Raw genomic sequence first — 23,459 nt, forward strand, 5'->3', positions numbered from 1 at the left:
AGCCTGCGCATCAGCCGCTCCACCGTGCAACGCGCCACCGCCACCCCTTCGCGGTTCATTTGCTTGCAGACCTTGTCGGCGCCATAGACCTGCATATTGGATTGCCAGACCTGTTGGATGTGGGCAATCAGTTGCTGATCGCGCTGAGCGCGTGCCGGCAGCAAGGCCGGGTTGCGCTGCCGTGCGGCATGCAGGCGGTAACCGCTGGGGGCGATCTGCAGGACTTTGCAGATCGGCTCGACCCCGAAGGCCTGCCGATGTTCGTCGACGAAGTTCCTCAACTCTTGAGTCGGCGGTCGAGCTCCGCCTGGGCGAAAAACGCGCTAGCCAGCTTGAGGATCTCATTGGCACGGCGCAGCTCCTTGACCTCGCGCTCCAGCTCCTTGACCCGCTGGGCTTCTGCCGAGGTCACGCCGGGGCGCGTGCCTGCATCGACCTCGTCGCGTCTGACCCACTCCAGCAGGGTGTGCGCCGAACAGCCGATCTTGGGGGCCATCGACTCCACAGCGGCCCACAGTGAGGGGTACTCACCGCGGTGCTCCTGCACCATGCGCACAGCGCGCTCGCGCACTTCAGGGGAAAACTTGTTCGATTTGTTCATGGCTCCATTCTCTTCAAGGTTGGAGCCTCCTCAAAACTCGGGGCGGTTCAGACACATTGCGCTCGACGGCACCAAGATCGACGCCAACGCCAGCAAGCAAAAGGCGCTGTCGTGGGCACATGCCAACAAGATCGAAGCGCAGTTGCGCGAGGAAGTCCAGGGCCTACTGGCACTGGCGGAGACGAGCGATCGCGCCAGCGCGCCCGACGGCATGGATGTGCCCGCCGAGATCGCCCGGCGGGAGGATCGCCTCAGAGCCATTGCGCAGGCCAAGGCCAAGATCGCGCAGCGCGCAGCCGAACGCTTCAAGACGGAGCAGCAGGAGTTCGAGGCCAAGCAGGCCAAGCGCCAGGCCCAGCGCGACGCGGGCAAGAAACCCCGCGGCAAGGACCCCGAGCCGCCCCAGGCGGGTCCCAGGGGCCGCGACCAAGTCAACCTCACGGATGAGGAGTCGCGCATCATGCCCGTGTCGGGCGGCGGCTTCGAGCAGAGCTACAACGCCCAAGCCGGCGTGGACACCCAGACGATGCTGGTGATCACCCGGCATGTGAGCCAGGCGCCCAACGACAAGCGCGAAGTCGTGCCCACGCTGGAGCAGATTGTGGCGTTGCCTGCGGTGCTGGGCGAGGTGCACTCTCTGATTGCGGACAACGGCTACTGCAGCCAGGCCTACGTGATCGCCTGCGGTGATGCCGGGGTCGAGCCGCTGCTGGCGCTCAAGAGGCCGTCGCATCACACGCCCGTGATGGAGCGCTTCAAATGCCTTTGCACGCGCTCCTGCTGGGGAACTTTCAGGGAACTTTCGGGGGAACTCCGGGGCGCATGGGGGCTTCTCTCCCTCTATGCCGCACCCCTTGATGCCCATGCATACCCCTGTCGCTTGGGTTCGAGTCCCATCAGCCACCCCACAGCATCAAATACAAAGCCCAACCCCTTCGGTTGGGCTTTTTGCTTTTTGGCTTACGCCAGCAGTGCTGCGGTTTGCAGGGCCATGACGCCTTCTTCGTCGGTGGGCAGGGCGAAGGCGGGGATGGGGCTGTCGCCGTGGGTGATGCAGGTCTGGCCTGCCGCGTTGGACAGGGGGTCGAGGCGCAGGCCCAGCCAGGACAGGGCGTTGCACACTTCTTGCCGCACGCGGGCGCTGTGGGTGCCGATGCCACCGGTGAAAACCAAGGCGTCGAGGCCGCCGATGTCTGCGGCGAGTGCGCCGATGTGATGGGCCACGCTGGCGGTGAACAGGGCGATGGCTTCTTGCGCGCGCGCATCGGGGCTGGCTTCGAGGGTGCGCATGTCGCCGCTCAGGCCGGAAACGCCTTTGAGTCCGCTGTCGTGGTAGAGCATGGCGGTGATTTTCTGCGGGTCGAGGTGCTCTTCGGTGATCCAGTGCAGCACCAGGCCGGGGTCGATGGTGCCGCAACGGGTGGACATGACCAAGCCGTCGAGTGCGGTGAACCCCATGGTCGTGCTCACGCTGCGCAGACCCCGCAGACCGCACAGGCTGGAGCCGCCGCCCAGATGCGCCACGATGACGGCGCCTTGCGCGCGCTCGCCCAGCAGCGGCGGCAGTTTGTGGGCGATGGCGTCGTAAGACAGGCCATGAAATCCGTAGCGTTTGAAGCCTTTGTCGTGCCAGTCGCGCGGGATGGCGTAGCGGCGGGCGAGATCGGTCTGGGTGGCGTGAAACGCGGTATCGAAGCAGGCGATCTGCGGCACATCGGGCAGGCGGGCGGTGGCGGCGTCCACCCCGGAGAGCCCCGGCCCTTGATGCAGCGGGGCGAGGCTGCGCAGGGCGTCGAGGGCGGCGCGCACGGATGGTGTGATGCGCTGGGCCGATGTGAAGGTGGTGCCGCCATGCACGATGCGGTGGGCGACGGCGGCGATGGGGCCACAGTTGGGGCCGCTGCCGGCGCCGCAAAGCGCCGGAGTGATAAGGGTGTCGAGTAGGGTGTCCACCTCGGCAGCGATGTCGCCGCGCGGATCGCTTGAAGCGGTGCGGTGAGTCTGGCCTTGCGCGTCGGTCCAGCGCAGGGTGGCCTGGCCGTCGTGGCTGTCGATCTCGCCGCTGAGTTGGGCGGCCTCTGGCAGGTGCGGCCCGTGGCAGTCGTCGAGTTTGAACAGGGCGAATTTCAGGCTGGCTGAGCCGGTGTTGAGGCAGAGCAGGGTGGGCGAGGGCATGACGGGTTCTCTTTACGCGTGGGTCGCGGTGTCGATCGTGCCCATCTGGCCCGCGGCCCTGAGCAGGGCCTGGCGTTGCAGCACGGCCAGGGCGCAGGAGGCGAGCCGGGCTTCCACGCCATCGGCCCGGCTGGTGAGGATGATGGGCACGCGGGTGCCGATGACCAGCCCGGCGATGGTCGCGCCGCCGAGGTATTCGAGCTGCTTGGCCAGCATATTGCCCGACTCCAGATCGGGCGTGAGCAGAATGTCGGCCAGACCGGCTACCGGCGAGTTGATGCCTTTGGTCTTGGCGGCGGCCAGCGACAGCGCGTTGTCGAAGGCCAGCGGCCCGTCGAGAATGGCGCCGGTGATCTGCCCGCGGTCGGCCATTTTGCACAGCGCGGCGGCGTGCAGCGTGGCGGCCATATTGGCATTGACGGTCTCCACCGCGGCGAGAATGGCCATGCGTGGCGTTTCGACGCACAGCGCCTGCGCCAGTTCGATGGCGTTTTGCGCGATGTCGCGCTTGGTATCGAGGTCCGGGGCGATGTTGATCGCCGCGTCGGTGATAAACAGCAGCCGGTCGGCCGCCGGGGCGTCGATGACGAACACATGGCTGGCGCGGCGGCCGGTGCGCAGGCCGGTCTGGGCGTCGAAGGCGGCGTGCATCAATTCGTCGGTGTGCAGCGCGCCTTTCATCAGCGCGCCGACCTTGCCGCTGCGCGCCAGTTCGACCGCCAGCGCGGCGGCGGCGTGGCTGTGTTCGGTGGACATGAGTTGCCAGGGCGAGAGGTCGATGCCCGCGGCCTCTGCCGCCGCGCGAATGCGGGCTTCCGGGCCGATCCACACAGGTTCGATCAACCCGGCCTGGGCGGCGTCGATCGCGCCCTGGATGGAGACTTCGTTCACCGGATGCACCACGGCCACGCGCATGGGTTTGAGGCCCTTGCAGCCCTCGCGTGCTTTGCTCACCAGCGCGAGCAGGCGCTGGCCCGGATCGACCAGATGCAGTTGCGGCAGATGGGTACGCGGGCGGCAGATTTTTTGTGTAGGTGCCTGCACCAGCGCCTTCCCGGAGGCGATGGTTTCGCCGCGCTGGTTGACCACTTTGCAGTCGAAGCGGATCTGGTGGCGGTCGGTCATTTTTTCGCGTGCGGTCACCGAGGCGGTCACGGTGTCGCCCAGCATCACCGGGTGGTCGAACGACAACGATTGATCGACGTACACCGTGCCAGGCCCCGGCAGTTCGGTGCCGAGCAGGTTGGACAGCAGCATGCCGCTCCACATGCCGTGCGCCACCACCTGGTGAAACGGCGTGCTGCGGGCAAACTCCTCATCGACATGCGAGGGGTTGGCATCGCCCGACATCACGGCAAAGGTGGAAATGTCGGCCCGGGTGAGGGTGCGCTGCAGGGTGGCGGAGTCGCCCAGGGAGATTTCGTCGAAGGTGCGGTTGCAGATCGTGTCGGTCATGAGAAGAGTCTCGTAGAGTGAGTTCAGCGCTGCAGCACATACTCGCCGGGCGCTTCGGCCAGCGGGGGATAGTCCACACTGCCGCAGGCGGGCGGCGCGACTTGCTGCGCGCTGCCTTTGGCCACCAGCCATTGCTCCCAGCGCGGCCACCAGGAGCCTTCTTCGGCCTGCGCTATTTGCACCCAATGCGCCGGGTCGATGTAAGGGCGACCGCCGGGGTGCAGCGCCCAGCGATAGTGGCGGCGTGGATGGCCGGGCTCGCTCACGATGCCCGCGTTGTGCCCGCCGCTGGTGAGCACAAAGGTCACTTCGGAGTCGGCCAGCAGGTGAATCTTGTAGACCGATTTCCACGGTGCGACATGGTCGGTCTCGGTGCCGACGACGAACCAGGGCGCGGTCACGTTTTCCACCGCGACCGGGCGGCCATCGACGGCGTAGTGCCCTTCGGCCAGGGCGTTGCGCAAGTAGAGCTTGCGCAGGTATTCGCTGTGCATGCGATAGGGCATGCGGGTGGCGTCGGCATTCCAGGCCATGAGATCGTTCATCGGCGCGCGCTCGCCCATGAGGTAATCGCGCATCAGGCGCGACCAGATCAGGTCGGACGAGCGCAGCATCTGGAAGGTGCCGGCCATCTGGGTGGTGTCGAGATAGCCCTGCGACCACATCAGGTCTTCGAGAAAACTGATCTGGCTCTCATCGGTAAACAGGGTGAGTTCGCCGGCTTCGGTGAAGTCGGTCTGCGCCGCGAACAGGCTGACACTGGCCAGACGTTCGTCACCGCGCCGCGCCAGCGCTGCGGCCGCGATGGACAGCAGGGTGCCGCCCAGGCAGTAGCCTGCGGCGTGCACCTTGCGGCCGGGCAGGATGGAAGTCACCGCATCGAGCGCGGCAAAGGGGCCGAGGTGCAAATAGTCATCCATGCCCAGATCGCGTTCGTCCGCGCCCGGGTTTTTCCACGACAGCATGAACACCGTGTGGCCCTGATCGACCAGAAACTTCACCAGCGAGTTGTGCGGCGACAGGTCGAGGATGTAGTACTTCATGATCCACGCCGGCACGATGAGCACCGGCTCGGCCTGCACCGTGGGCGTGGTCGGGCTGTACTGGATGAGTTCCATCAGGCGGTTGCGCAGCACCACTTTGCCCGGGGTCGCCGCCAGCTCGTGGCCGGGGCGAAACTGCTCCACCCCGGCGGGCGGGCGTTTGTCGAGTAGGCGCTGGGCATCGTCGAGCCAGTTGCGCAGGCCTTGCGCCAAATTGGCGCCGCCGCTGCTCAGGGTGCGCTCCAGCACTTCGGGGTTGGTCCAGAAAAAGTTGCTGGGCGAGAGCATGTCCATCCACTGCCGTGCCATGAAGGCCACCACCTGCTCGTGATGCGGCGACACGCCGCGCACGCCGTGGGCGGTGGCATCGACGAGTTGTTCGCGCAGCAAAAAGCGCTGGGCCAGCAGGTTGAACGGAAACTGCTGCCACTGCGCCGCACTGAAGCGCCGGTCGTTGGGGGTAGGGGCGACGCAGTCGGAGCAGGGGGTGCGGTCGGCGCGCAGGGCGTGCGTGCCCAATTCTGCGGCGTAGCGCAGCCATCGCCCCTGCATCTCCAGCGCCTGTGCGGCGAGACTGGCCTGCTTGCCGGGCGAGGCTGCCATGTGCATGGCCCAGTCGGCAAAGGCCAGGCCGAGCGCGGCGGGCGACAGGCCGAGCGTGGCCTTGGCCGTGAGAGCGTGCAGCGCCCGGTCGATCAGTTCGCGCATGGCTTGCTCGTGGTCGGGCGGGGTGAGCGCCTGCGCGTCGGCGGGAGGCAGAGGGATGCTGGGCGCGGCGACTGCGCCCAGCGCGCCAGCCGGAACGTCGGCTACGGCATTGGCGGGGGCCACGGGCGGCGATTCGGCGGCCTTGCTCACAGCTTGTTTCACTGGCAAGGGCGTTGTGGCGGTTGCCGGGGCGGTAGTGCGCAACTTGCGCGGCTTGCGGCTTGGGGCTTGGATCTGGCTCTCAGGAAACTCGCCGGGCCGCCCTAATGGTTCCTGGCCCTTTGAGGGGAGAGCCGAGCGAAGCGCTGGTTTTCGGGGTGGGCTCATATCGCTTCTCCTTGATAGATGATTCCATTTGAATGTCGCAGTGCAGCATGGCACTTGATCCGCATCAAGTCGGCGGGGTATGCAGATGCAACGCGCAGATGCAATGCGCCACGCCGTTCTGTCACGCCGCTGGCGAAACACTTCCTGCAAAATAGCACTCCATCATGAAATTACGAGAAAGCCGGTTATGCGCGTCACAGTCATAGGAGCGGGTTATGTGGGTCTGGTGACCGCCGCGTGTTTTGCCGATGTGGGCAATCAGGTCACCTGCATCGAGCGCGATGCCGAGCGCCTGTCTGCACTGCGCGACCGGGCCGAAGTGCCCTTCTACGAGCCGGGTCTGAGCGATCTGGTGCGGCGCAACATCGAGCAGGGCCGGCTGACCTTGAGCCCGAGCATCGCCGAAGGGCTGCCGGGTTCGCAGGTGTGCTTCATTGCGGTGGGCACGCCGTCGCTGCCCAATGGTCAGGCCGATCTGTCTCAGGTGGAAGGCGCCGCCACGGAAATCGGCCGCGCCATGACCGGACCGCTGGTGGTGGTGCAGAAGTCCACCGCGCCGGTGGGCACCATTCCCAAGGTGCGGGCACTGGCCGAGGCCGAACTGGCCAAGCGCGGCTTGGCGCACAGTCTGGGCGTGGTGAGCAACCCGGAATTTCTCAAGGAAGGCTCGGCTATTGAAGACTTCACCCGCGGCGACCGCATCGTGCTGGGCAGCGACGACCCGCAGGCCATCGCCACCATGCGCGAGCTGTACCGGCCGTTCAACCGCAATCACGAAAAAATCATGGTGATGGACGCCGCCAGCGCCGAACTCACCAAGTACGCCGCCAACGCCATGCTGGCCACGCGCATTTCGTTCATGAACGAACTGGCCCGCATCGCCGAAGCAGTGGGGGCGGACATCGAGCAGATCCGCAAAGGCATCGGCGTCGATCACCGCATCGGCAGCCATTTTCTCTACGCCGGCGCGGGCTATGGCGGCTCGTGCTTTCCCAAAGACGTGAAGGCCCTGGCGCACACCGCGCGCGAACTCGGGCTGCACGCCGAGCTGGTGGAGGCGGTGGAGTCTGTCAACCAGCGGCAAAAACTGCGGGTGTTCGAGAAAATCAGCGACCACTATCAGGGCAAGCTGGCCGGCAAGACCATCGCCCTGTGGGGCCTGGCCTTCAAGCCGAACACCGACGACATGCGCGACGCGCCCAGTCTGGACCTCATTACCGCGCTGCTGAAGGCCGGTGCGCGAGTGCAGACCTGGGACCCGGTGGCGGTAGAAATGGCGCGGCGCCTGCTGCCCGAGCATCCCGCGCTGGAGTTTGCCGCGGACGCCCGCGCCACGCTGAACGGGGCGGATGCGCTAGTGGTCATCACCGAATGGCATGCCTTCCGCTCGCCCGATTTCACCTCTCTGGCCGCCACCCTGCGCGACCGCGTGGTGTTCGACGGCCGCAATATCTGGGACCCGGAGTTCGTGCGCAGCACGGGCCTGCGCTACTACGGCATCGGTCGCGGCTGAATTTTGGGCCTTTGGAATTGCCGAAATGGGTTGGACGGGTTTTATCTTCCCCAGTGCACGGACTTGTGGAGTGACAAGCAGAAGGCTTCGACGCCGCTTAACTCCATTCGTAAGAGCGTAGGAGGCGTTTAGTTGCCAGCATTCACTATCAAGCGAGAGGCGTATACCGCGATCGAGACGGAGTATTCATGTGTGCATTCCGCGCGTGAGCTCCGGTTACGCATTATTAAGGACGGTCGGCCAACCTTTTATCGTCAGTGCACACGCTGCGGAAACGCTGGGAAGGCAATAGCCAGGGGCGAGGCTATAACCGAGCTAAACGGCTTTGAGGCGACATCCTTCGACAACGAGCTTGAGCCAAGGTGGTATGCACGCAAGCAGGCTTCTTACGTCGCTACTTTTTATGCCATCAAGCCCGCCTTGGAGGCTGAGTATCAAGCGTATCTGTCCTCAAAACTTTGGTACGTGAAGCGCAATGCGGCAATACGAAAAGCTAACGGTATCTGTGAGTGTTGCGAGCACTATCCAGCCACCCAAGCCCACCACATTACATATGAGCGGATTGGCCAAGAGTTGCCATCAGATCTCATGACCGTATGCTCTTTTTGTCACGAATTGCTTCACGGCAAGAAAGCGCTCTAACCATTCAGTTCACCGGGGAAAAACCTGCTGCGCGCTCTTTGCGCGGTTACTTCAAGCGTTGACCACCGCCACAAGCTATTCGCTCATCCTTTTTTCCTCTCTACACGCCTCAAGCCCGACAGACTCCTTGGCCCGAGTCCTGTCAGTTAATCAGCACGATCTCCTTGCCGTAGGGGAAGAAGGCCAGACCGGCCAGCTTGATGTGCTGCAGGGCGAAGGGAATGCCGATGATGGTGATGGCGCATAGCACCGCCGAAACCAAGTGTCCCAGCGCCAGCCACCAGCCGAACAGGATGACCCAGATCAGATTGCCCAGGGCGCCGATGCCGCTGCCCAGCGTACCCGCGGGTTTGTCCGCCACTTTGCGGCCGAAGGGCCAGAAGCTGAAGGTGCCGATGCGGAAGGCTGCAATCGCCCAGGGAATGCCGATGATGGTGATGGCGCAGATCAGCGCGGTGAACCACCAGGCCAGGCCCATGACAAAGCCGCCGAGGATGAACCAGAGAATGTTGCCGATCAGTCGCATGAAAGTCCTTGGATGAGGAAACAGGGGTATTTTGCGTGACATGCGGCCTTGGCCCGCGGATTGCAAAGACAGGGGCAGAAGTCCTGCCGCATGACGGGTCGAGGTGAAGCAGACGGGGGTTTTTCCCGCTCTGGCGTCAATCGACCGACGGCAGGACGTGCAAACGTCAGGAAATCGTCGCCGCCATGTCGCCCTCTGCCTTGCCCGATCCGCTGAGTTGGACCGAACTGCTGCGCGTGTTCGGTGGTCTGGTCGTTGTCATCGTGGTGTTGGTTGCCGCGCTGTGGTTGCTCAAACGCTTTCAGACTGGCCTGCGCACGCCGAGCGGGCCGATGCGGGTGCTGGCTACCCTGAGCCTGGCGCCGCGCGAGCGTCTGCTGCTGGTGCAGGTGGGTGAGCAGCAACTGCTGCTGGGGTCGAGCGCTCAGGGGCTGGCCTGTCTGCATGTGCTGAGCACGCCCATTGAGTTGCAGCCGCCAGCGGCGGGGCAGGGCCTTGGTGCCGCACTGCCGCCGACCTTTCCCGACTGGCTGCGGCGCGCGGTTGAGCAGCGCGGAAAGGCCAAGCCATGAAGCGCGAACACTTGCTGCGGCCCTCGCGCTGGTTGCCGCGCGGTTTGGCGGCGGCCTTGCTGCTCTTACCGCTGTGGGCGAGCGCGCAGGTGTTGCCCGCGTTCACCTCCAGCCCGGCAGCGGGCGGCGGCACCGAATACAGCTTGAGCGTGCAGACCCTGCTGTTCATGACCGCGCTGGTGTTCCTGCCGGCCATGCTGCTGATGATGACCGCGTTCACCCGCATCATCATCGTGCTGTCGCTGCTCAAGCAGGCGCTGGGCACGACCACGGTGCCGCCCAGCCAGGTCATCGTCGGGCTGTCGCTGTTCCTCACCTTCTTCGTCATGAGCCCGGTGCTCAATCAGGTGAACGATGTGGCGATCAAGCCGCTGATGGACAACCAGATCACCATGCAGCAGGCGCTGCAAACGGGCGCCGCGCCGCTGCGCACCTTCATGCTGGGGCAGACCCGGCAGGAAGACCTGGCGCTGTTCGTCAAGCTCTCGGGGCATAAGGCGTTGGACAAGCCCGCAGACACGCCCATGAGCCTGCTGGTTCCGGCCTTCGTGACCTCGGAGCTGAAGACCGCTTTCCAGATCGGCTTTGTGATCTTCATCCCCTTTCTGATCATCGACATGGTGGTGGCCGCGGTGCTGATGTCGATGGGCATGATGATGCTCTCACCCGTCACCGTGTCGTTTCCGCTCAAGCTCATGCTGTTCGTGCTGGTGGGCGGGTGGGAACTGGTGATCGGCTCTCTGATGCAGAGCTTCGTTCACTGACTTCGAGGACGACATGACTCCAGAAACCATTACCACCATCGCTCAGCAGGCGCTGTGGGTGACTTTTCTCGTGGCGCTGCCGCTGCTGGGGGTGGCGCTGGTCGTCGGTCTGGTGGTGAGCCTGATTCAGGCGGCCACCCAGCTCAACGAAATGACTCTGAGCTTCGTGCCCAAGGTGCTGGCGATGGGGCTGGCCGGGGTGATTGCCGGGCCGTGGATGCTGCATGTGATGATGGACTTCACCATCCGCCTGTTCCAGAGCATTCCGCATCTGCTCAACGGCGGCTGATCGCGCTGCGCACCGACATGATTCATTTCACCAGCACCCAGATCGAGACGTGGATCGGCGCGTTTTTCTGGCCGTTCGTGCGGGTGCTGGCCATGCTGTCGCTGGCGCCGGTTTTCAGTATGGGCAGCCTGCCCACGATGGTGCGCGTTGGTCTGGCGGTGCTCATCGCCGTGGCCATTGCCCCGGCCTTGCCTGCCATGCCGCCGGTGCAGTTCGGCACCGCGACGGCGTGGATGTTGTTGTTGCAGCAATTGCTGGTCGGCGGGGCCATCGGCCTGTCGATGACCCTGATTCTCAGCGCGGTGATGTTCGCCGGCAGCGTGATCGGCTTGCAGATGGGCATGGGATTTGCCACCCTGTTCGACCCGGTGCAGGGCGTGCAGGTCACCAGTCTGGCGAGCTTTCTCAATATGGTCACGATGCTGCTGTTTCTGGCGGTCAACGGCCACCTCATTTTGCTGGCGGTGATTGCGCGCAGCTTCACCCTGCTGCCGGTCGCCCCCAATCTGGGGTTGGCCGCGCAGACCTGGTTCACCCTGGCGCAGCAGGGCGGAAGCGCCATTTTCAGCCTGGGGCTGGCGCTGGCTGCGCCGGTGATCGGGGTGCTGCTCATCGCCAACCTCGGGCTGGGCGTGCTGACCAAACTTGCGCCGCAGCTCAATCTGTTCGCCGTGGGTTTTCCGATGTTTTTCATCATGGGTTTTCTGGCGCTGTACCTGGTCATGCCGGTGATGCAGAACGTGGTGCAGCATCTGGTGGATGTGGGTCTGAGTCTGTCCGGTCAGGTGCTGCAACAAAGCGGCCCTGCTGCAGCGTAGCGGGAGCAAGACATGGCTGAAGACAGCGCCCAGGAAAAGGAATTACCCGCCTCGCAAAAGCGCAAGCAGCAGGCGCGCGAAAAAGGGCAGGTGGCGCGTTCGCGCGATCTCACCTCCAGTCTGCTGCTGCTCGGCATGGCAGCCGTGGTGTACATCGCAGGGGGATGGTTCTACGACATGGGGCGCGAGCTGCTGCAGACCGGGCTGACGGTTTCTGCCAGCGCCTCCCAAGACCCCGCCGCCATGTTGCAGGCCGCGGGCCGAGTGCTGGTGCTCGGGCTCATGGTGCTGGCGCCGGTGCTGGCGCTGACCTTTGTGGCCAGTGCGGCAGGCGGAGTGGCCATGGGGGGCTGGGTGTTCAGCACCGAGGCGCTGGCGCCGGACTTCAGCCGTCTCGACCCGGTCAAGGGTATCGGGCGCATGTTTTCCATCACCGGGCTGGGCGAGTTGGGCAAGGCGCTGCTCAAGGCCATTGTGATTGCGGTGATCGCGGGCTTCGTGATCTGGAACGAGCGCGGCGAGCTGCTCGGCCTGCTGCAGGTGGAGCCTCAACTGGCGCAGATGCAGCTCGGCCAGATCACCGCCCGTGCTTTTCTGTGGATGGCTTCGGGCACGCTGCTGGTGGCGGCCGTTGATGTGCCGTGGCAGTTGTTCCAGATGAACAAAAAACTCAAGATGAGCCGCCAGGACCTGCAAGATGAAATGCGCGAAAGCGAGGGCAATCCGCAGATCAAGCAGAAGATTCGCGAGTTGCAGCGCGAACGCGCCCGCAAGCGCATGATGGCCGCCGTTCCCAAGGCCGATGTGGTGGTGACCAACCCGACGCACTACGCCGTGGCGCTGGCCTACAAGGAGGGCAAGAACCGCGCCCCGGTGGTGTTGGCTCTCGGGGCCGACCGGGTGGCCGCGCGCATTCGCGAAGTGGCCGCCGAGCACAACGTGCCGGTGATCGAAGCGCCGCCGCTGGCGCGCGCGCTCTACCACCACGCCGAACTGGAGCAGGAGATTCCGGTGGCGCTGTACAACGCCGTGGCGCTGCTGCTGGCCTATGTATTCCAGTTGCGCGCTGCCCCGCAGAGGGCGGTAGAGCCCGACGACTGGGAAATTCCCGCTGAATTTGTCGTGAACGAGTAAGCCCCATGGCCACTTCCCCTTCTTCCTCCCCGACCGTCATGCCGGCCTGGCGCGCACTGCTCAAGCGCATGGACTGGCGCATGCTCGCCGCGCCGATTCTGGTGGTGCTCATCCTGATGATGCTGGTGGTGCCGCTGCCCACCTTCGTCCTCGACATGCTGTTCACCTTCAACATCGTGTTGTCGCTGATCATCATGCTGGTCACGCTGTATCTCACCCGGCCGCTGGACTTTGCCGCGTTTCCCACCGCGCTGCTGTTCACCACGCTGCTGCGGTTGTCGCTCAACGTCGCGGCGTCGCGGGTCATTCTGTTGCACGGGCAAAACGGCGAGGGCGCCGCCGGGGCGGTGATCGAATCGTTCGGCAAGTTCGTGGTGGGGGGCAACTACGCGGTGGGCATCATCGTGTTCGCCATTCTGGTGGTGATCAACTTCGTGGTGATCACCAAAGGTGCCGGGCGCATCGCCGAAGTGAGCGCGCGCTTCACCCTCGACGCCATGCCGGGCAAGCAAATGGCCATCGACGCCGACCTCAACGCAGGTCTGATCGACCAGGAAGAAGCGCGCAGGCGCCGCGCCGACGTGGCGCAGGAGGCCGACTTCTACGGCGCGATGGACGGCGCCAGCAAGTTCGTCCGCGGCGATGCGGTGGCGGCCATTCTCATTCTGTTCATCAACCTGATCGGCGGGTTGATCATCGGCGTATTCATGCACGGCCTGGGTCTGGGCGAGGCGGCGCAGAACTACACCCTGCTGTCCATCGGCGACGCGCTGGTGTCGCAGATTCCGGCGCTGGTCATCTCCATGGCCGCGGGTATTGTCATCAGCAATGTGTCCACCGGGCAGGACGTGGGGCGGCAGCTGGTCAGCCAGTTGTTCAATCAGCCGCGCGTGCTCGCCATCACCGCGGGCATTCTGGGGTTGGTGGGCCTGGTGCCGGGCATGCCGCATCTGGCGTTTCTTGGCGCGGCGGCGGCGCTGGGCGGGGTGTTGTGGTGGCAGCTCAAAAAGCAGAAGCAGGCCGCCGCACAGGCGCAGGCCGCGCCTGCGGCCGCAGCGCCGGCCGAGCCGGAAGAAGTGAGCTGGGAGCAGATCGAGCCGGTCGACACGCTTTCGCTCGACGTGGGCTACCGCCTCATTCCGTTGGTCGACCGCAACCAGGGCGGCGAGTTGCTCGGGCGCATTCGCGGGGTGCGAAAAAAATTCGCGCAGGAGATGGGCTTTCTCGTCGCCTCGGTGCACATCCGCGACAACCTCGAACTGCGGCCCGGCGGCTATCGCATCGCGCTCAAGGGGGTAGACGTGGGCAGCGGCGAAATCTTCCCCGATCTGCTCATGGCCATCAACCCTGGGCAGGTGATGGGCGATCTGCAGGGCACGCCGACCAAAGACCCGGCCTTCGGCCTGCCCGCGGTGTGGATCAACAAGGAACAGCGCGACCGCGCGCAGGCGCTGGGCTATACCGTGGTCGATCCCAGCACGGTGCTGGCCACCCATCTGCACCACCTGCTGCAAACCCATGCCGCCGAACTGCTCGGGCGCGAAGAAGTCGAAGGGCTGCTGGCGCATCTGTCCAAGCGTTCGCCCAAGCTGGTGGAAGATCTGGTGCCCAAGCTCATTTCCGCCGACCGGCTGCGCAAGGTGCTGCAGAACCTGCTGACCGAGGGCGTGCCCATTCGCGACATGCGCACCATCGCCGAAGTGCTGGCCGAACACGCGGGCCAGGTGAGCGATACCGACGAGCTGACCGCCCGCGTGCGGCTGGCGCTGGGCGCCTACATCGTGCAAAGTCTGTCGCCCAATGGGCAGGAACTCTCCGCCGCGGTGCTTGACGGGCAGCTGGAACAGATTCTGCTTTCCAGCCTGCGCGCCGACCCGCAACAAGCTGCTGTCGAACCCGGGCTGGCGCAGCGCCTGATGGACAAGGCGCGCGATCTGATGCAGCGTATGGAAGCGCAGGGCGCCACCGGCGTGCTGCTGGTGAGCGCGCCGCTGCGGCAGTTTCTCGCCCGGCTGCTGGCGCGCAGCGCGCCGCGGCTGCGCGTGCTGTCCTATGCTGAAATTCCCGACCAGAAACAGGTCAAGGTCACCGCCACGCTGGGGGCGTAAATGCTGGAGTCTGAATCGTGAAAATCAAACGCTATACCGGAACGAACACCCGCGAGGTGCTGACCCGCATCCGCAACGATCTCGGCGCCGATGCGGTGATCCTGTCGAATCGGGAAATCGTCGGCGGCGTCGAATTAATGGCGGCGGTGGACTTCGACGCCAGCCGGTTTCCGTCGGACGAGCCGGGCGAAGGGGGGGCGGGTACTAAGGCTGTGGTGCAAACCCCTCCCCACCCCAACCCTCCCCACGAGTGGGGAGGGAGCACGCCGCGGGTGGCTTCAGAGAACAAGGCCGTGGAAACCGCCAAGGCGTCGCCACCACGCACCGAACTCTCCTCCCCCACCCGTGGGGGAGGCTGGGAGGGGGAGGGCAGCGCCCTTCAAAAGTCCGCCCACGATCTACCCTTGCCCGCCGTGGCACGCGCAGCCACGACCCCCGCCGCGCCGCGCGCCGCAGCGCAGGCGGCGCCGATCACGCTGGAACAGAAGGATGCCGCATCCCTCGCCACGGCGCACACGGGCGCTGCGGCCGACCCCGCGATCCCGGCCCACCGCAGCATGCGCGACCCTGCCGCAGCGATGGCGCCGAAAGACGAACTCGGCGCCATGCGGCACGAACTGCAGGACTTGCGGCAGTGGATGCAGTCGCAGATGTCGGGCCTGGCCGACGCCGGGCCGCTGACCCCCGTGGGCGAACAGTTGCAGGCGCTGGGCTTCTCCACCGCGCGGGCGCGGCAACTGGGCAGCCAGGCGCTCAACCTGCGCGGCGCGCTGGCCGCCTATCTCGGCAAGGGCCTGCAGGTGGCGGCCGATCCGGTTTCCGCGGCCGGCATTTACGCCCTGGTCGGGCCGACGGGCGCTGGCAAGACCACCACCATCGCCAAGCTCGCCGCCCGTCTGGTGTTGCGCCACGGCACGGCGGCGGTGGCGCTGATCACCACCGACACCTACCGCATCGGCGGGGTGGAACAACTCAAAATCTACGGCCGCATTCTGGGTGTGCCGGTAGCGGTGGCGCGCGATGGTGAGGAACTGCAGCAACACCTGCGCGACTTCGCCGACCGCCGCTATGTGCTGATCGACAGCATCGGCCTGAGCCCGCGCGACGCGCGCATGGCCGAGCAGATGCAATGGCTGCAAGCGCTGGGCGAGGGCGTCACCCGTCTGTTGGTGGTCGGCGCCGGGCTGGCGCCTTCGGCCTATGCCGAACTGTGGTCGCTGTACCGCCGTCTGCCGGTGGCGGCGGCCATTCTCACCAAGCTCGACGAGAGCCCGAGCTTCGGCGCCGCGCTGCAATGGCTGGTGGAGGGCAGCGTGCCGCTATGGTTCTACACCGACGGCCAGCGCGTGCCGGAAGACCTTCATGTGCCGTCGCTGGCTAAGATCACGGCTTTGCTGGAACACGACCCCGTGACCCGTTTCGACTCCGCACCTGCTCCGCTAGCCGCCGCCGCTGTTGGCGCGATAACCGCCCGTACCGCTTGACCCGACAGAAAGACGCCATCATGGATCAAGCCGAAGGACTACGCCGCCTGCAGCGCCCCCCGACCAAGGTCATCACCGTCGCCAGCGGTAAGGGCGGGGTGGGCAAAACCAATGTGGTCGCCAATCTGGCCATCACCCTGGCGCGCAGCGGCCAGCGGGTGATGGTGTTCGACGCCGACCTGGGGCTGGGCAATATCGACATCCTGCTCGGCCTCACGCCGCGCTACAACATCAGCCATGTGCTGTCGGGCGAGAAGCAGCTCAGCGACGTGCTGGTGCGCGGGCCGCAAGACATACTGGTGTTGCCCGCTTCCAGCGGTGTGGCTGGCATGGCCTCGCTCGACGTCGCCACGCAGTCGCGGCTGATCGATGCGGTGAGCACGCTCGATATTCCGCTCGACTATCTGCTGGTCGATTGCGCCGCGGGCATCGCGGGCGACGTGCTCACTTTCAGCCGCGCCGCGCAGGACCTCATCGTGGTGCTCAACAACGAGCCCGCCTCGGTGGCCGACGCCTACGCGCTTATCAAGGTGTTGAGCAAGCAATACGGCCTCAAACGCTTTCACCTGCTGCCCAATATGGTGCGCGATGCGCGCGAGGGCCAGGCGCTGTTCGCCAAGATCACCGGCGTGGCCGATCGCTACCTCGACGTGTCGCTCGATCTGGTGGGCAGCATTCCGCTGGACGCGACGCTGCGTGCGGCGGTGCGCAGCCAGCGCGCCGTGGTCGAGTCCGCGCCGCAGAGCGCGTCCGCCGTCGCCTTTGCCGCTTTGGCAGCCCGGGTGAAAAACTGGCCGCTGCCACAGGGGCCGAGCGGTCGCATCGAATTTTTCATGCAGCAGTGGCTGCGGGCAGAGCAGGCCGCCTGAAGGCGCGCTGCAGCCTAGACACGGCTCCCGATCGGATGAAACCCGGCCTCTATCCCGCCCCTGAAACCCGCGAGGAGCGCCTGAGCAAGCATTTGCCCATGGTGCGGCGCATCGCGGGCCAGATGGCGGCGCAACTGCCAGCCTCGGTCGATTTTTCCGATCTGGAACAGGCCGGGATGATCGGCCTGTGGGACGCGCTCGACCGCGGAGAAATGCAGTCGCCCGCGCAGTTCGCCACCTACGCGGCCATTCGCATTCGCGGCGCGATTTACGACGAACTGCGCAAGCTCGACTGGCTGCCGCGCCGCAGCCGCGCCAAAGAGCGCCAGATCGAGCGTGCCGAGCAGCTGCTTACGCAGCGTCTAGGCCGCCATCCGGAAGACGGCGAACTCGCCGCGCATCTGGGCTGGGAACTGGCCGAGTATTACGACGCGCTGGCCGAGACCAGCATGCAACTGGTCTACCTCGAAGACCTCACGCACGACGACGGTGGCGATTACGCCGACCGCAAGGCCGACGAAGCCAGCCTGCTGCCCGAAGAACTGTTGCAGGACGCCGAGCTCGAACGTGATCTGCAGGCCGCCATTGCCGATCTGCCCGAGCGCGAGAAGCTGGTGCTGTCGTTGTATTACCAGGAAGACCTGCAGCTCAAAGACATCGGCCGCGTGCTCGAAGTGAGCGAATCGCGGGTTAGCCAGCTCATGAAACAGGCGGTGATGCGACTGCGCGCGCGGCTGCAGGCGCATCAGCATTCAGCCAGCGGTGCGGGCCGCCGCGCCGCGCCATAACAATACAGGGACGGGGAATCTTTCATGGACATTCTGAGCGTCATCGGCGTCGTGGTTGCGCTGGGCTCCATTCTGCTGGGGCAACTGCTCGAAGGCGGGCACATCAGCTCCATCATCCAGGGCACGGCTTTTCTCATTGTGATCGGAGGCACCACCGGCGCGACCATGCTGCAGTTCCCGCTCAAGGTGTTCATTCGTTCGCTCAAGATGCTGCCGTGGATCGTGCTGCCGCCCAAAGGTGATCCGCAGGAGACGATCAAGCAGATTCTGGAATGGAGCGACACCGCGCGCAAAAACGGTCTGCTCGCGCTCGAAGCCATGATCGAGTCGGTGCCCGATCCGTTTGTGAAAAAAGGGCTGCAGATGCTGGTGGACGGCACCGATCCTGAAAAAATCCGCTCCACCCTCGAGCAGGAAATCGGCGCTGTCGAACACCACGACAACCAGGCCGCCAAGGTGTATGAGTCTTCGGGGGGGTATGCCCCGACGGTGGGCATTCTGGGCGCGGTGCTCGGCCTGATTCACGTGATGGAAAACCTCGCCGACCCCAGCAAGCTCGGCGGCGGCATTGCCGTGGCCTTCGTCGCCACGGTGTATGGCGTGGGCTCGGCCAATCTGTTTTTCCTGCCGGTGGCCAACAAGCTCAAGAGCATCGTGCACAATCGCGCCAAATTGCAGGAGATGCAGGTGGACGGCCTGGTGGCCATCGCCGAGGGCGAAAATCCCCGCATCATCGAAGGTCGGCTGCAGAGTTACTTTGCGCACTGAGGTCTGCAGGCCTGATCTGCATCCGGCACAGTCTGGCGGGAGGTGAAGATGGACGATGCGACGATCAACCCGGTGAGCCCCTACGACCCGGTTTCGCGCCTGCCCGATGGCGGTGGGCGGGGGCGGCGCGATTCCCCGGATCGCCAGCCGTCCGCCAGTCGTTCCCCCTCGGGCTCTGCGCCGCCCGCCGCGCCAGACGCCGCCCCGACCGAAGCGCCCGATCCCGACGCCACTCGGGGGCGGCATATCGACGACCGTGCTTAAGAGGATGTGACCGCCCTCTGACCGTTTCTCCGATCCCCCGCGCCACTATGACCCTCATCCTCCTCGTTTTCGCCGCGCTGATCGTGGCGCTGCAAATCGCACTGACCTTCACCCTCAAGCGCATGCTCGACCTGCTGGCGGCAACGCGCGATGAGGTTCATGGCCTGCTGCTTCGCGTGCAAACCCTGGAGCACGAGCGCGATGCCGCCACCCCGCCGCCTTCGGCGCTGTTCACCCTGGTGCCGCGCGCAGATGCGCCTGCAACGCCTCTCACTCCAACGCCATCGCAGTTCTCCGAACCTCCGCCAGCACCCAGCCCCGCCGAGCCCACCGATCTGCCCGTGCTCCACGAACCCGCCGCCGTGAGTTCTACCGACGCCGTGGGTGCGCAGGTGCGCGCCCTGGCCCGCCAGGGCATGCCCGTGCGCGAGATTGCCGAGCGTTGCGGCCTAAGCGAGGCCGAGGCGGAGCTCATCATTCACCTGCGCCAAGAGCCGGTCTGAGGCCAGATGAACCCGGCGCAAATCCTCGGCGGCGTTCCGTCGGTCACGCCCGCCGGGGCGACGAGCGCTGCCCGGACCGAACCGACGGCGTTTGTCGCCGCTCCGGGCACCGCGTTCGAGGCCGAGGTGGTTCAGGTGCAGACCGCTACGCCCGCTGCGGCCAACCTGGCGGCAGCGGCGGCGGGTGGGCGGCTGCAAACGCAGGTTTTGCTGCGGCTGGGCAACGCCCTGGTGAACGCCACTCTGCCCGGAGCTGCACTCCAGGTTGGCGCGCGCCTGCCGCTGATTTATCTGGGATCGCAGGGCGGCCAGCCGCAATTTTTGCTCGCCCCGCAGCAGGCGGCGCAGGCAGCCGCCCAGTCGCAGTTGTCCGGCCCGGGGCAGTTGCTCGGTCTGCTGCAACAAATGCAGGCGTCTGCGAGCGCTTCTGCTGCGAATGCTGCCGCGGGCGCCAGCGCGAATGACAGCGTCCTTGGCGCGGACGCCCGCGCCGCGACAGCCGCAGCCGCGCCGGTCTGGTCCAACCCTGCCCAGCCGCCCCAGCAGGCCGCGCAACTGCTGGCCAGCGCGCTGAGCAACAGCGGCCTGTTTTACGAAAGCCATCTGGGCGCCTGGGCGCAGGGGCAGCAGCCCCTGTCGACCTTGCTGACGCAGCCGCAGGGCAAGCTCTCGCCCTTGCTGCAAACCGCCACGCGCAGCGCCCGCGACCACGCCTTTCATGCAGACTGCACCCACCCCGCGCCATGCGGCCCTGGCGGCTTACCAGACCGTTCAGGTGGGGCCGCAGACGGCGAGCGATCCAGCCGCGTTGGCCGCACGCCTGCCCGCCGAATTGCATGGCGTGGTGCAGCAGCAGTTGCAGACGCTGATGCAGGGGCAGATCGTCTGGGAAGGGCTGTTGTGGCCCGGCCAGACCGCGCGCTGGAGCCTGCGGCCCGACCCCGAAGACAGCAGCCGTCGTCAGGGCGCGCCCGCCGAGCGCTCATGGAGCACCCAGGTCGAACTTGAACTGCCGCAGCTGGGCCCGGTGCAGGCGCGTCTGCAGCTCAACGGCAACCGCGTCGATCTGCTGCTGCGGCGCAGCTCGCAGGCGCAGGAGCGCATCGACGCGGCGCTGCCCCAATTGCGCGCGGCGTTGCAGTCAGCCGGGCTGGAGATCGGCGGCGTGCAGCTTGGCTCGATTGCTGATGGAGCTACCGAATGAGTGCCGAGCGGCCAACCAAGCCGCCGCAGCGCGCTGAACTGCGGCAGGCCGTCGCCCTGCGCTATGACGCCGATGCTGCGGGCGCGCCGGAAGTCGTCGCCAAGGGGCAGGGTCTGGTGGCCGAAGCCATCATCAATCGGGCGAAGGAGGCGGGGGTGTATGTCCACGAGTCGCCGCAGTTGGTGCAACTGCTCATGGCGGTCGATCTCGACACGCAAATTCCCCCGGCGCTTTACACCGCCGTGGCGGAGTTGCTCGCCTGGCTCTGGCGGCTGGAAGCGGGCGGCGAGCCCAAAGACTCACCGGATTTACATTTGCCTTGAGTCGGCTGCAATACGATTCAATTCAAACCAAACCAAACCAAACCACATTCACCCGGATTCACATGCCCACCATTTCCGACCAGGCGCGCGCCACCCTCAAGCGCTTGCTCGAACTCAAGCTGCAGCCCACCCCGGACAATTACCGCCGCGTTTTTGAAGGTCTGCAAAATGGCGCAGCGCTTCCGTCCGCAGAGCCTTCGCCGGAAAGCCCGGATTGGGGCCGTGCGCTGCCCCGGCTGCTGGAGCAATGGGAGCGCTCGCAAAGCGGGCTGACCCAGTTGCAAAAACGCCAGCAACTCGACCGCCTCGTCGCCTTGCCTACGCCGCAGGCCCAGTGGCGTGAGTTGGAGCAACTGCTAGAGCGCTGGAGTGCGCTGCCCGCGCGCAGTGGCAGTCAGAGCGCGTCCACCCCCATTGAAACCCGCGACGACGCTGCGAACCGTGCAGGCAGCGAATGGCGCGAGCTTTGGCTGCAAACCCTCAAATTTGGCGTGCGCCCCTTTTGCGCGCACGACACCGCGCAGCGCCTGCTGCGCGAGTTGATGGCGGCGGCGGAAAATGCCGAACAGGCGGCCGACCTGGGCACGCAGGCGCGCGAAGTCTGGCTGGCCATCGACCGCGAGCAAACCACCGAAGACGCGGTGCGCAACGGCTTGATTGAACTCGCGCGGCTGTTGCTCGATCATCTCGGCGATCTGGTGCCGCAGGCCTGGGTAGGCGTGCAGGCCACGGCGATTCGCGAGCAATTGCAGACGCCGCTGGTCCCCGAGCGCATCGAATCGGCGCAAAACGCCGTGCGCGATCTACTGGTGCGCCACAGCGTGCTGCGCAAGAGCGAAGACGACGCGCATCACACCGCCAAGGCGCTGATCGATCTGTTGGTGCGCAAGCTGGGCGACTACGCCGCCGAGGGCGGCGAATACAACCAGCGCATGGAAGCCCGGCTGGAGCAATTGCAGAGCAGCCGCGAATGGGACGAAATCCGCAGGCTGGTGCAGGATGTGCTCGACGACAGCCGCAATATGCAGCAGCGCAGCGGCGAACTCGGCGTGCATCTGGCCGAGGCGCAGCGCCAGGCGCAGGCGGCGCAAGAGCGCATCCGCTCGCTCGAAGGCGAACTAGAACAGGTCAGCCAGCAATTGCAGGAAGACCCGCTCACCGGCGCGCTCAACCGCCGCGGGCTGGATGCCGAGTTCACCCGTATGCAGTCGCGCGTGGTGCGTCAGGGCCAGCCGCTCACCCTGGCGCTGCTCGATCTCGATCACTTCAAATCGGTGAACGACACCCACGGCCACGATACCGGCGACGCCGTGCTGAAGGCGCTGGTGGCGCTGGCCAAACGGCTGATCCGGCCGAGCGACCGCGTGGCGCGCATGGGGGGCGAGGAGTTCATGCTCCTCCTGCCCGACACGCCGGTGCAGCAGTCGCTCGTCGTGGTGCAGCGTCTGCTGGTTGCGTTCAGCGATCAGACCCTGGTGCAGGACAGCGCGGGGCGGCGCATTCCCCTGAGTTTCAGCGCCGGAGTGGCCGAACTGTGCCCGGATGAAGACTTCCCCGCGATCTATCAGCGCGTGGACGCCGCACTGCTGCAGGCCAAGCAGGCGGGGCGCAAACGGGTGGAATTCGCCGTGCCCTGCGATGGCGCCAAGGCCGGTGGCAGCCTGCCCAAGAGCGCGTTGCGATTCTTCGCGCTTCGCGGATAAGTTTTTGGCCTCGCTGGCGTCGCCTCACAAAATGCAATGCAAATTACGTCGGGGCGCGTTTCAAAAGCGCTGGACGGTCGCCAGCGGCAAGAACAGGGTCAGCGGCGAGTCTGGCAAAGCGATGAAGCCGTGATGCCGGTAGAAAGCCGCTGCCGCCTCGTCCTTGGCGTCTACCATCAGGGCAAAGGCGGCAATCTCCGAACGGGCGGCGCGGTCGAGCGCATCAGCCAACAGCGCACCGCCAAGACCTTGTCCCTTGAATGCCTGATCGACTGCCAAGCGGCCCATACGAACGGCAGGCACGGTGGGATAGCGCGGCAGCTTCTTGCCGGTGCCCGCCGGAAGATCGGCTAGCAGCAGGCTTGCCGAGGCTAAGGTGTAGTAGCCCGCGATGCGCTGCCCGTCAGCCAGCGCCACGAAACAGGCAGCGATGCGGCGAAGAATGTCCTGGGTGACTTGTTCGCGCAGGTAGCGGTTCAGCGGCTCCGAATCACTATTGAAGGCGACGCGATCATGCCCGGCATCGAGCGGCGCAAGCTGGAACGGGGCGCCGCTCATTCAGCGCGCAAGAGCTTGCTGCGGCGGCTAAAAGCGCGCTCCAAGGCGGGGGCTGGTTTGGGTGGCGACAGCAGCGCTTGCGCAAAACATTCCTGATCGGCCAGAGATAGACGGATGACTTCGGCTTGTTCGATGGCGCGCTGCGCGGCGTCCTGCACGGCGGACACCACGAAATCGGTCATAGTGCGCCCCTGAAGCTCGGCGGCGCGCTTGAGCATCGCATGCAGATCGGTGCTGATTCGGGCTTCGAGACGGGCAGTAGAAATTGCAGCGGGCATGAATTTGTCCTCCAACTCAATAATACGGCAATTTGCCGTACA

At 65.6% G+C, this 23,459-nt stretch carries 23 protein-coding genes, 2 pseudogenes and 1 other annotated feature; of the genes and pseudogenes, 17 read left to right on the forward strand and 8 right to left on the reverse strand.

Going from position 1 to position 23,459, the window contains the following annotated elements:
• Window positions 1–601, reverse strand: a pseudogene (locus tag B7X30_RS09490) (IS3 family transposase); the annotation flags it as partial.
• Window positions 207–323, reverse strand: a sequence feature (AL1L pseudoknot). Its footprint overlaps the pseudogene before it by 117 nt.
• Before the next feature lie 52 nt (window positions 602–653).
• Between B7X30_RS09490 and B7X30_RS09495 the strand changes: the two are divergent.
• A pseudogene (locus B7X30_RS09495) lies at window positions 654–1,358 on the forward strand (transposase); the annotation flags it as partial.
• 203 nt (window positions 1,359–1,561) lie between these two features.
• Here the strand turns inward: B7X30_RS09495 and B7X30_RS09500 are convergent.
• The 3 genes from B7X30_RS09500 to B7X30_RS09510 are packed head-to-tail and all read right to left on the reverse strand — an operon-like array spanning window position 1,562 to window position 5,982.
• Window positions 1,562–2,776 (reverse strand): acetate/propionate family kinase, encoded by a 1,215-nt coding sequence (locus B7X30_RS09500; protein ID WP_286730352.1) that lies wholly within the window; start codon window positions 2,774–2,776, stop codon window positions 1,562–1,564.
• A 12-nt stretch (window positions 2,777–2,788) separates the two neighbouring features.
• Window positions 2,789–4,231: a bifunctional enoyl-CoA hydratase/phosphate acetyltransferase gene (locus B7X30_RS09505; RefSeq protein ID WP_286730353.1), complete on the reverse strand. Its 1,443-nt coding sequence runs from the start codon at window positions 4,229–4,231 to the stop codon at window positions 2,789–2,791.
• Window positions 4,232–4,254: 23 nt separating this feature from the next.
• The gene (locus B7X30_RS09510) at window positions 4,255–5,982 is read right to left on the reverse strand and encodes a PHA/PHB synthase family protein (RefSeq protein WP_286730368.1); all 1,728 of its coding nucleotides are present in this window, start codon (window positions 5,980–5,982) and stop codon (window positions 4,255–4,257) included.
• A gap of 514 nt (window positions 5,983–6,496) precedes the next feature.
• On the opposite strand from B7X30_RS09510, the gene B7X30_RS09515 reads away from it, so the two are divergent.
• Window positions 6,497–7,822: a UDP-glucose dehydrogenase family protein gene (locus B7X30_RS09515; RefSeq protein WP_286730354.1), complete on the forward strand. Its 1,326-nt coding sequence runs from the start codon at window positions 6,497–6,499 to the stop codon at window positions 7,820–7,822.
• A gap of 784 nt (window positions 7,823–8,606) precedes the next feature.
• On the opposite strand, the gene B7X30_RS09520 is transcribed toward B7X30_RS09515, so the two are convergent.
• Entirely contained in the window at window positions 8,607–8,990 is a 384-nt protein-coding gene (locus B7X30_RS09520) for a YccF domain-containing protein (protein WP_286730355.1), read from the reverse strand.
• A gap of 185 nt (window positions 8,991–9,175) precedes the next feature.
• On the opposite strand from B7X30_RS09520, the gene fliO reads away from it, so the two are divergent.
• The 12 genes from fliO to B7X30_RS09580 are packed head-to-tail and all read left to right on the forward strand — an operon-like array spanning window position 9,176 to window position 19,351.
• The gene (gene fliO, locus B7X30_RS09525) at window positions 9,176–9,562 is read left to right on the forward strand and encodes a flagellar biosynthetic protein FliO (protein ID WP_013122833.1); all 387 of its coding nucleotides are present in this window, start codon (window positions 9,176–9,178) and stop codon (window positions 9,560–9,562) included.
• Complete coding sequence (gene fliP / locus B7X30_RS09530) at window positions 9,559–10,326, forward strand: flagellar type III secretion system pore protein FliP (protein WP_276732281.1); 768 nt, start codon at window positions 9,559–9,561, stop codon at window positions 10,324–10,326. Before fliO ends, fliP begins: the two co-directional genes overlap by 4 nt.
• A gap of 13 nt (window positions 10,327–10,339) precedes the next feature.
• Entirely contained in the window at window positions 10,340–10,615 is a 276-nt protein-coding gene (fliQ, locus tag B7X30_RS09535; protein ID WP_013122835.1) for a flagellar biosynthesis protein FliQ, read from the forward strand.
• Window positions 10,616–10,632: 17 nt separating this feature from the next.
• Window positions 10,633–11,433 carry a flagellar biosynthetic protein FliR gene (fliR, locus tag B7X30_RS09540; RefSeq protein ID WP_286730356.1) on the forward strand — a complete coding sequence of 267 codons (801 nt, stop codon included), beginning with the start codon at window positions 10,633–10,635 and terminating at the stop codon, window positions 11,431–11,433.
• A 12-nt stretch (window positions 11,434–11,445) separates the two neighbouring features.
• Window positions 11,446–12,567: a flagellar biosynthesis protein FlhB gene (gene flhB / locus B7X30_RS09545; RefSeq protein ID WP_276732277.1), complete on the forward strand. Its 1,122-nt coding sequence runs from the start codon at window positions 11,446–11,448 to the stop codon at window positions 12,565–12,567.
• A 5-nt stretch (window positions 12,568–12,572) separates the two neighbouring features.
• The gene (gene flhA / locus B7X30_RS09550) at window positions 12,573–14,675 is read left to right on the forward strand and encodes a flagellar biosynthesis protein FlhA (protein ID WP_286730357.1); all 2,103 of its coding nucleotides are present in this window, start codon (window positions 12,573–12,575) and stop codon (window positions 14,673–14,675) included.
• Window positions 14,676–14,692: 17 nt separating this feature from the next.
• Window positions 14,693–16,159 (forward strand): flagellar biosynthesis GTPase FlhF, encoded by a 1,467-nt coding sequence (flhF, locus tag B7X30_RS09555; RefSeq protein WP_286730358.1) that lies wholly within the window; start codon window positions 14,693–14,695, stop codon window positions 16,157–16,159.
• Window positions 16,160–16,179: 20 nt separating this feature from the next.
• Entirely contained in the window at window positions 16,180–17,028 is an 849-nt protein-coding gene (locus B7X30_RS09560) for a MinD/ParA family protein (protein WP_286730359.1), read from the forward strand.
• A 35-nt stretch (window positions 17,029–17,063) separates the two neighbouring features.
• On the forward strand, window positions 17,064–17,816 hold the full coding sequence (locus tag B7X30_RS09565; protein ID WP_276706548.1) for a FliA/WhiG family RNA polymerase sigma factor: 753 nt from the start codon (window positions 17,064–17,066) through the stop codon (window positions 17,814–17,816).
• 24 nt (window positions 17,817–17,840) lie between these two features.
• Entirely contained in the window at window positions 17,841–18,584 is a 744-nt protein-coding gene (locus tag B7X30_RS09570; RefSeq protein ID WP_013122842.1) for a flagellar motor protein, read from the forward strand.
• Between the two features lie 48 nt (window positions 18,585–18,632).
• The gene (locus tag B7X30_RS09575) at window positions 18,633–18,848 is read left to right on the forward strand and encodes a hypothetical protein (RefSeq protein WP_013122843.1); all 216 of its coding nucleotides are present in this window, start codon (window positions 18,633–18,635) and stop codon (window positions 18,846–18,848) included.
• A gap of 47 nt (window positions 18,849–18,895) precedes the next feature.
• Window positions 18,896–19,351, forward strand: coding sequence for a DUF2802 domain-containing protein (locus tag B7X30_RS09580; protein ID WP_286730360.1), 456 nt, complete (start codon window positions 18,896–18,898; stop codon window positions 19,349–19,351).
• On the opposite strand, the gene B7X30_RS09585 is transcribed toward B7X30_RS09580, so the two are convergent.
• Window positions 19,298–20,071, reverse strand: coding sequence for a hypothetical protein (locus tag B7X30_RS09585; protein WP_286730361.1), 774 nt, complete (start codon window positions 20,069–20,071; stop codon window positions 19,298–19,300). The two genes, B7X30_RS09580 and B7X30_RS09585, sit on opposite strands and share 54 nt — an antisense overlap.
• On the opposite strand from B7X30_RS09585, the gene fliK reads away from it, so the two are divergent.
• The 3 genes from fliK (at window position 20,070) to B7X30_RS09600 (ending at window position 22,581) form a co-directional block, all read left to right on the forward strand.
• Window positions 20,070–20,555 (forward strand): flagellar hook-length control protein FliK, encoded by a 486-nt coding sequence (gene fliK / locus B7X30_RS09590; RefSeq protein ID WP_286730362.1) that lies wholly within the window; start codon window positions 20,070–20,072, stop codon window positions 20,553–20,555. The two genes, B7X30_RS09585 and fliK, sit on opposite strands and share 2 nt — an antisense overlap.
• The gene (locus B7X30_RS09595; RefSeq protein WP_013122846.1) at window positions 20,552–20,878 is read left to right on the forward strand and encodes an EscU/YscU/HrcU family type III secretion system export apparatus switch protein; all 327 of its coding nucleotides are present in this window, start codon (window positions 20,552–20,554) and stop codon (window positions 20,876–20,878) included. Before fliK ends, B7X30_RS09595 begins: the two co-directional genes overlap by 4 nt.
• Window positions 20,879–20,940: 62 nt before the next feature.
• Window positions 20,941–22,581: a GGDEF domain-containing protein gene (locus B7X30_RS09600; RefSeq protein WP_286730363.1), complete on the forward strand. Its 1,641-nt coding sequence runs from the start codon at window positions 20,941–20,943 to the stop codon at window positions 22,579–22,581.
• A 60-nt stretch (window positions 22,582–22,641) separates the two neighbouring features.
• On the opposite strand, the gene B7X30_RS09605 is transcribed toward B7X30_RS09600, so the two are convergent.
• Together B7X30_RS09605 and B7X30_RS09610 are read right to left on the reverse strand one after the other, a co-directional pair.
• Window positions 22,642–23,139 (reverse strand): GNAT family N-acetyltransferase, encoded by a 498-nt coding sequence (locus tag B7X30_RS09605; protein WP_013122848.1) that lies wholly within the window; start codon window positions 23,137–23,139, stop codon window positions 22,642–22,644.
• Window positions 23,136–23,417 (reverse strand): type II toxin-antitoxin system TacA family antitoxin, encoded by a 282-nt coding sequence (locus tag B7X30_RS09610; protein WP_013105509.1) that lies wholly within the window; start codon window positions 23,415–23,417, stop codon window positions 23,136–23,138. The genes B7X30_RS09605 and B7X30_RS09610 overlap by 4 nt, the downstream gene beginning before the upstream one ends.
• Between the last annotated feature and the right edge of the window lie 42 nt (window positions 23,418–23,459).

Source organism: Thiomonas sp. 13-64-67, assembly GCF_002282795.1.
Lineage (GTDB): Bacteria > Pseudomonadota > Gammaproteobacteria > Burkholderiales > Burkholderiaceae_C > Thiomonas > Thiomonas arsenitoxydans.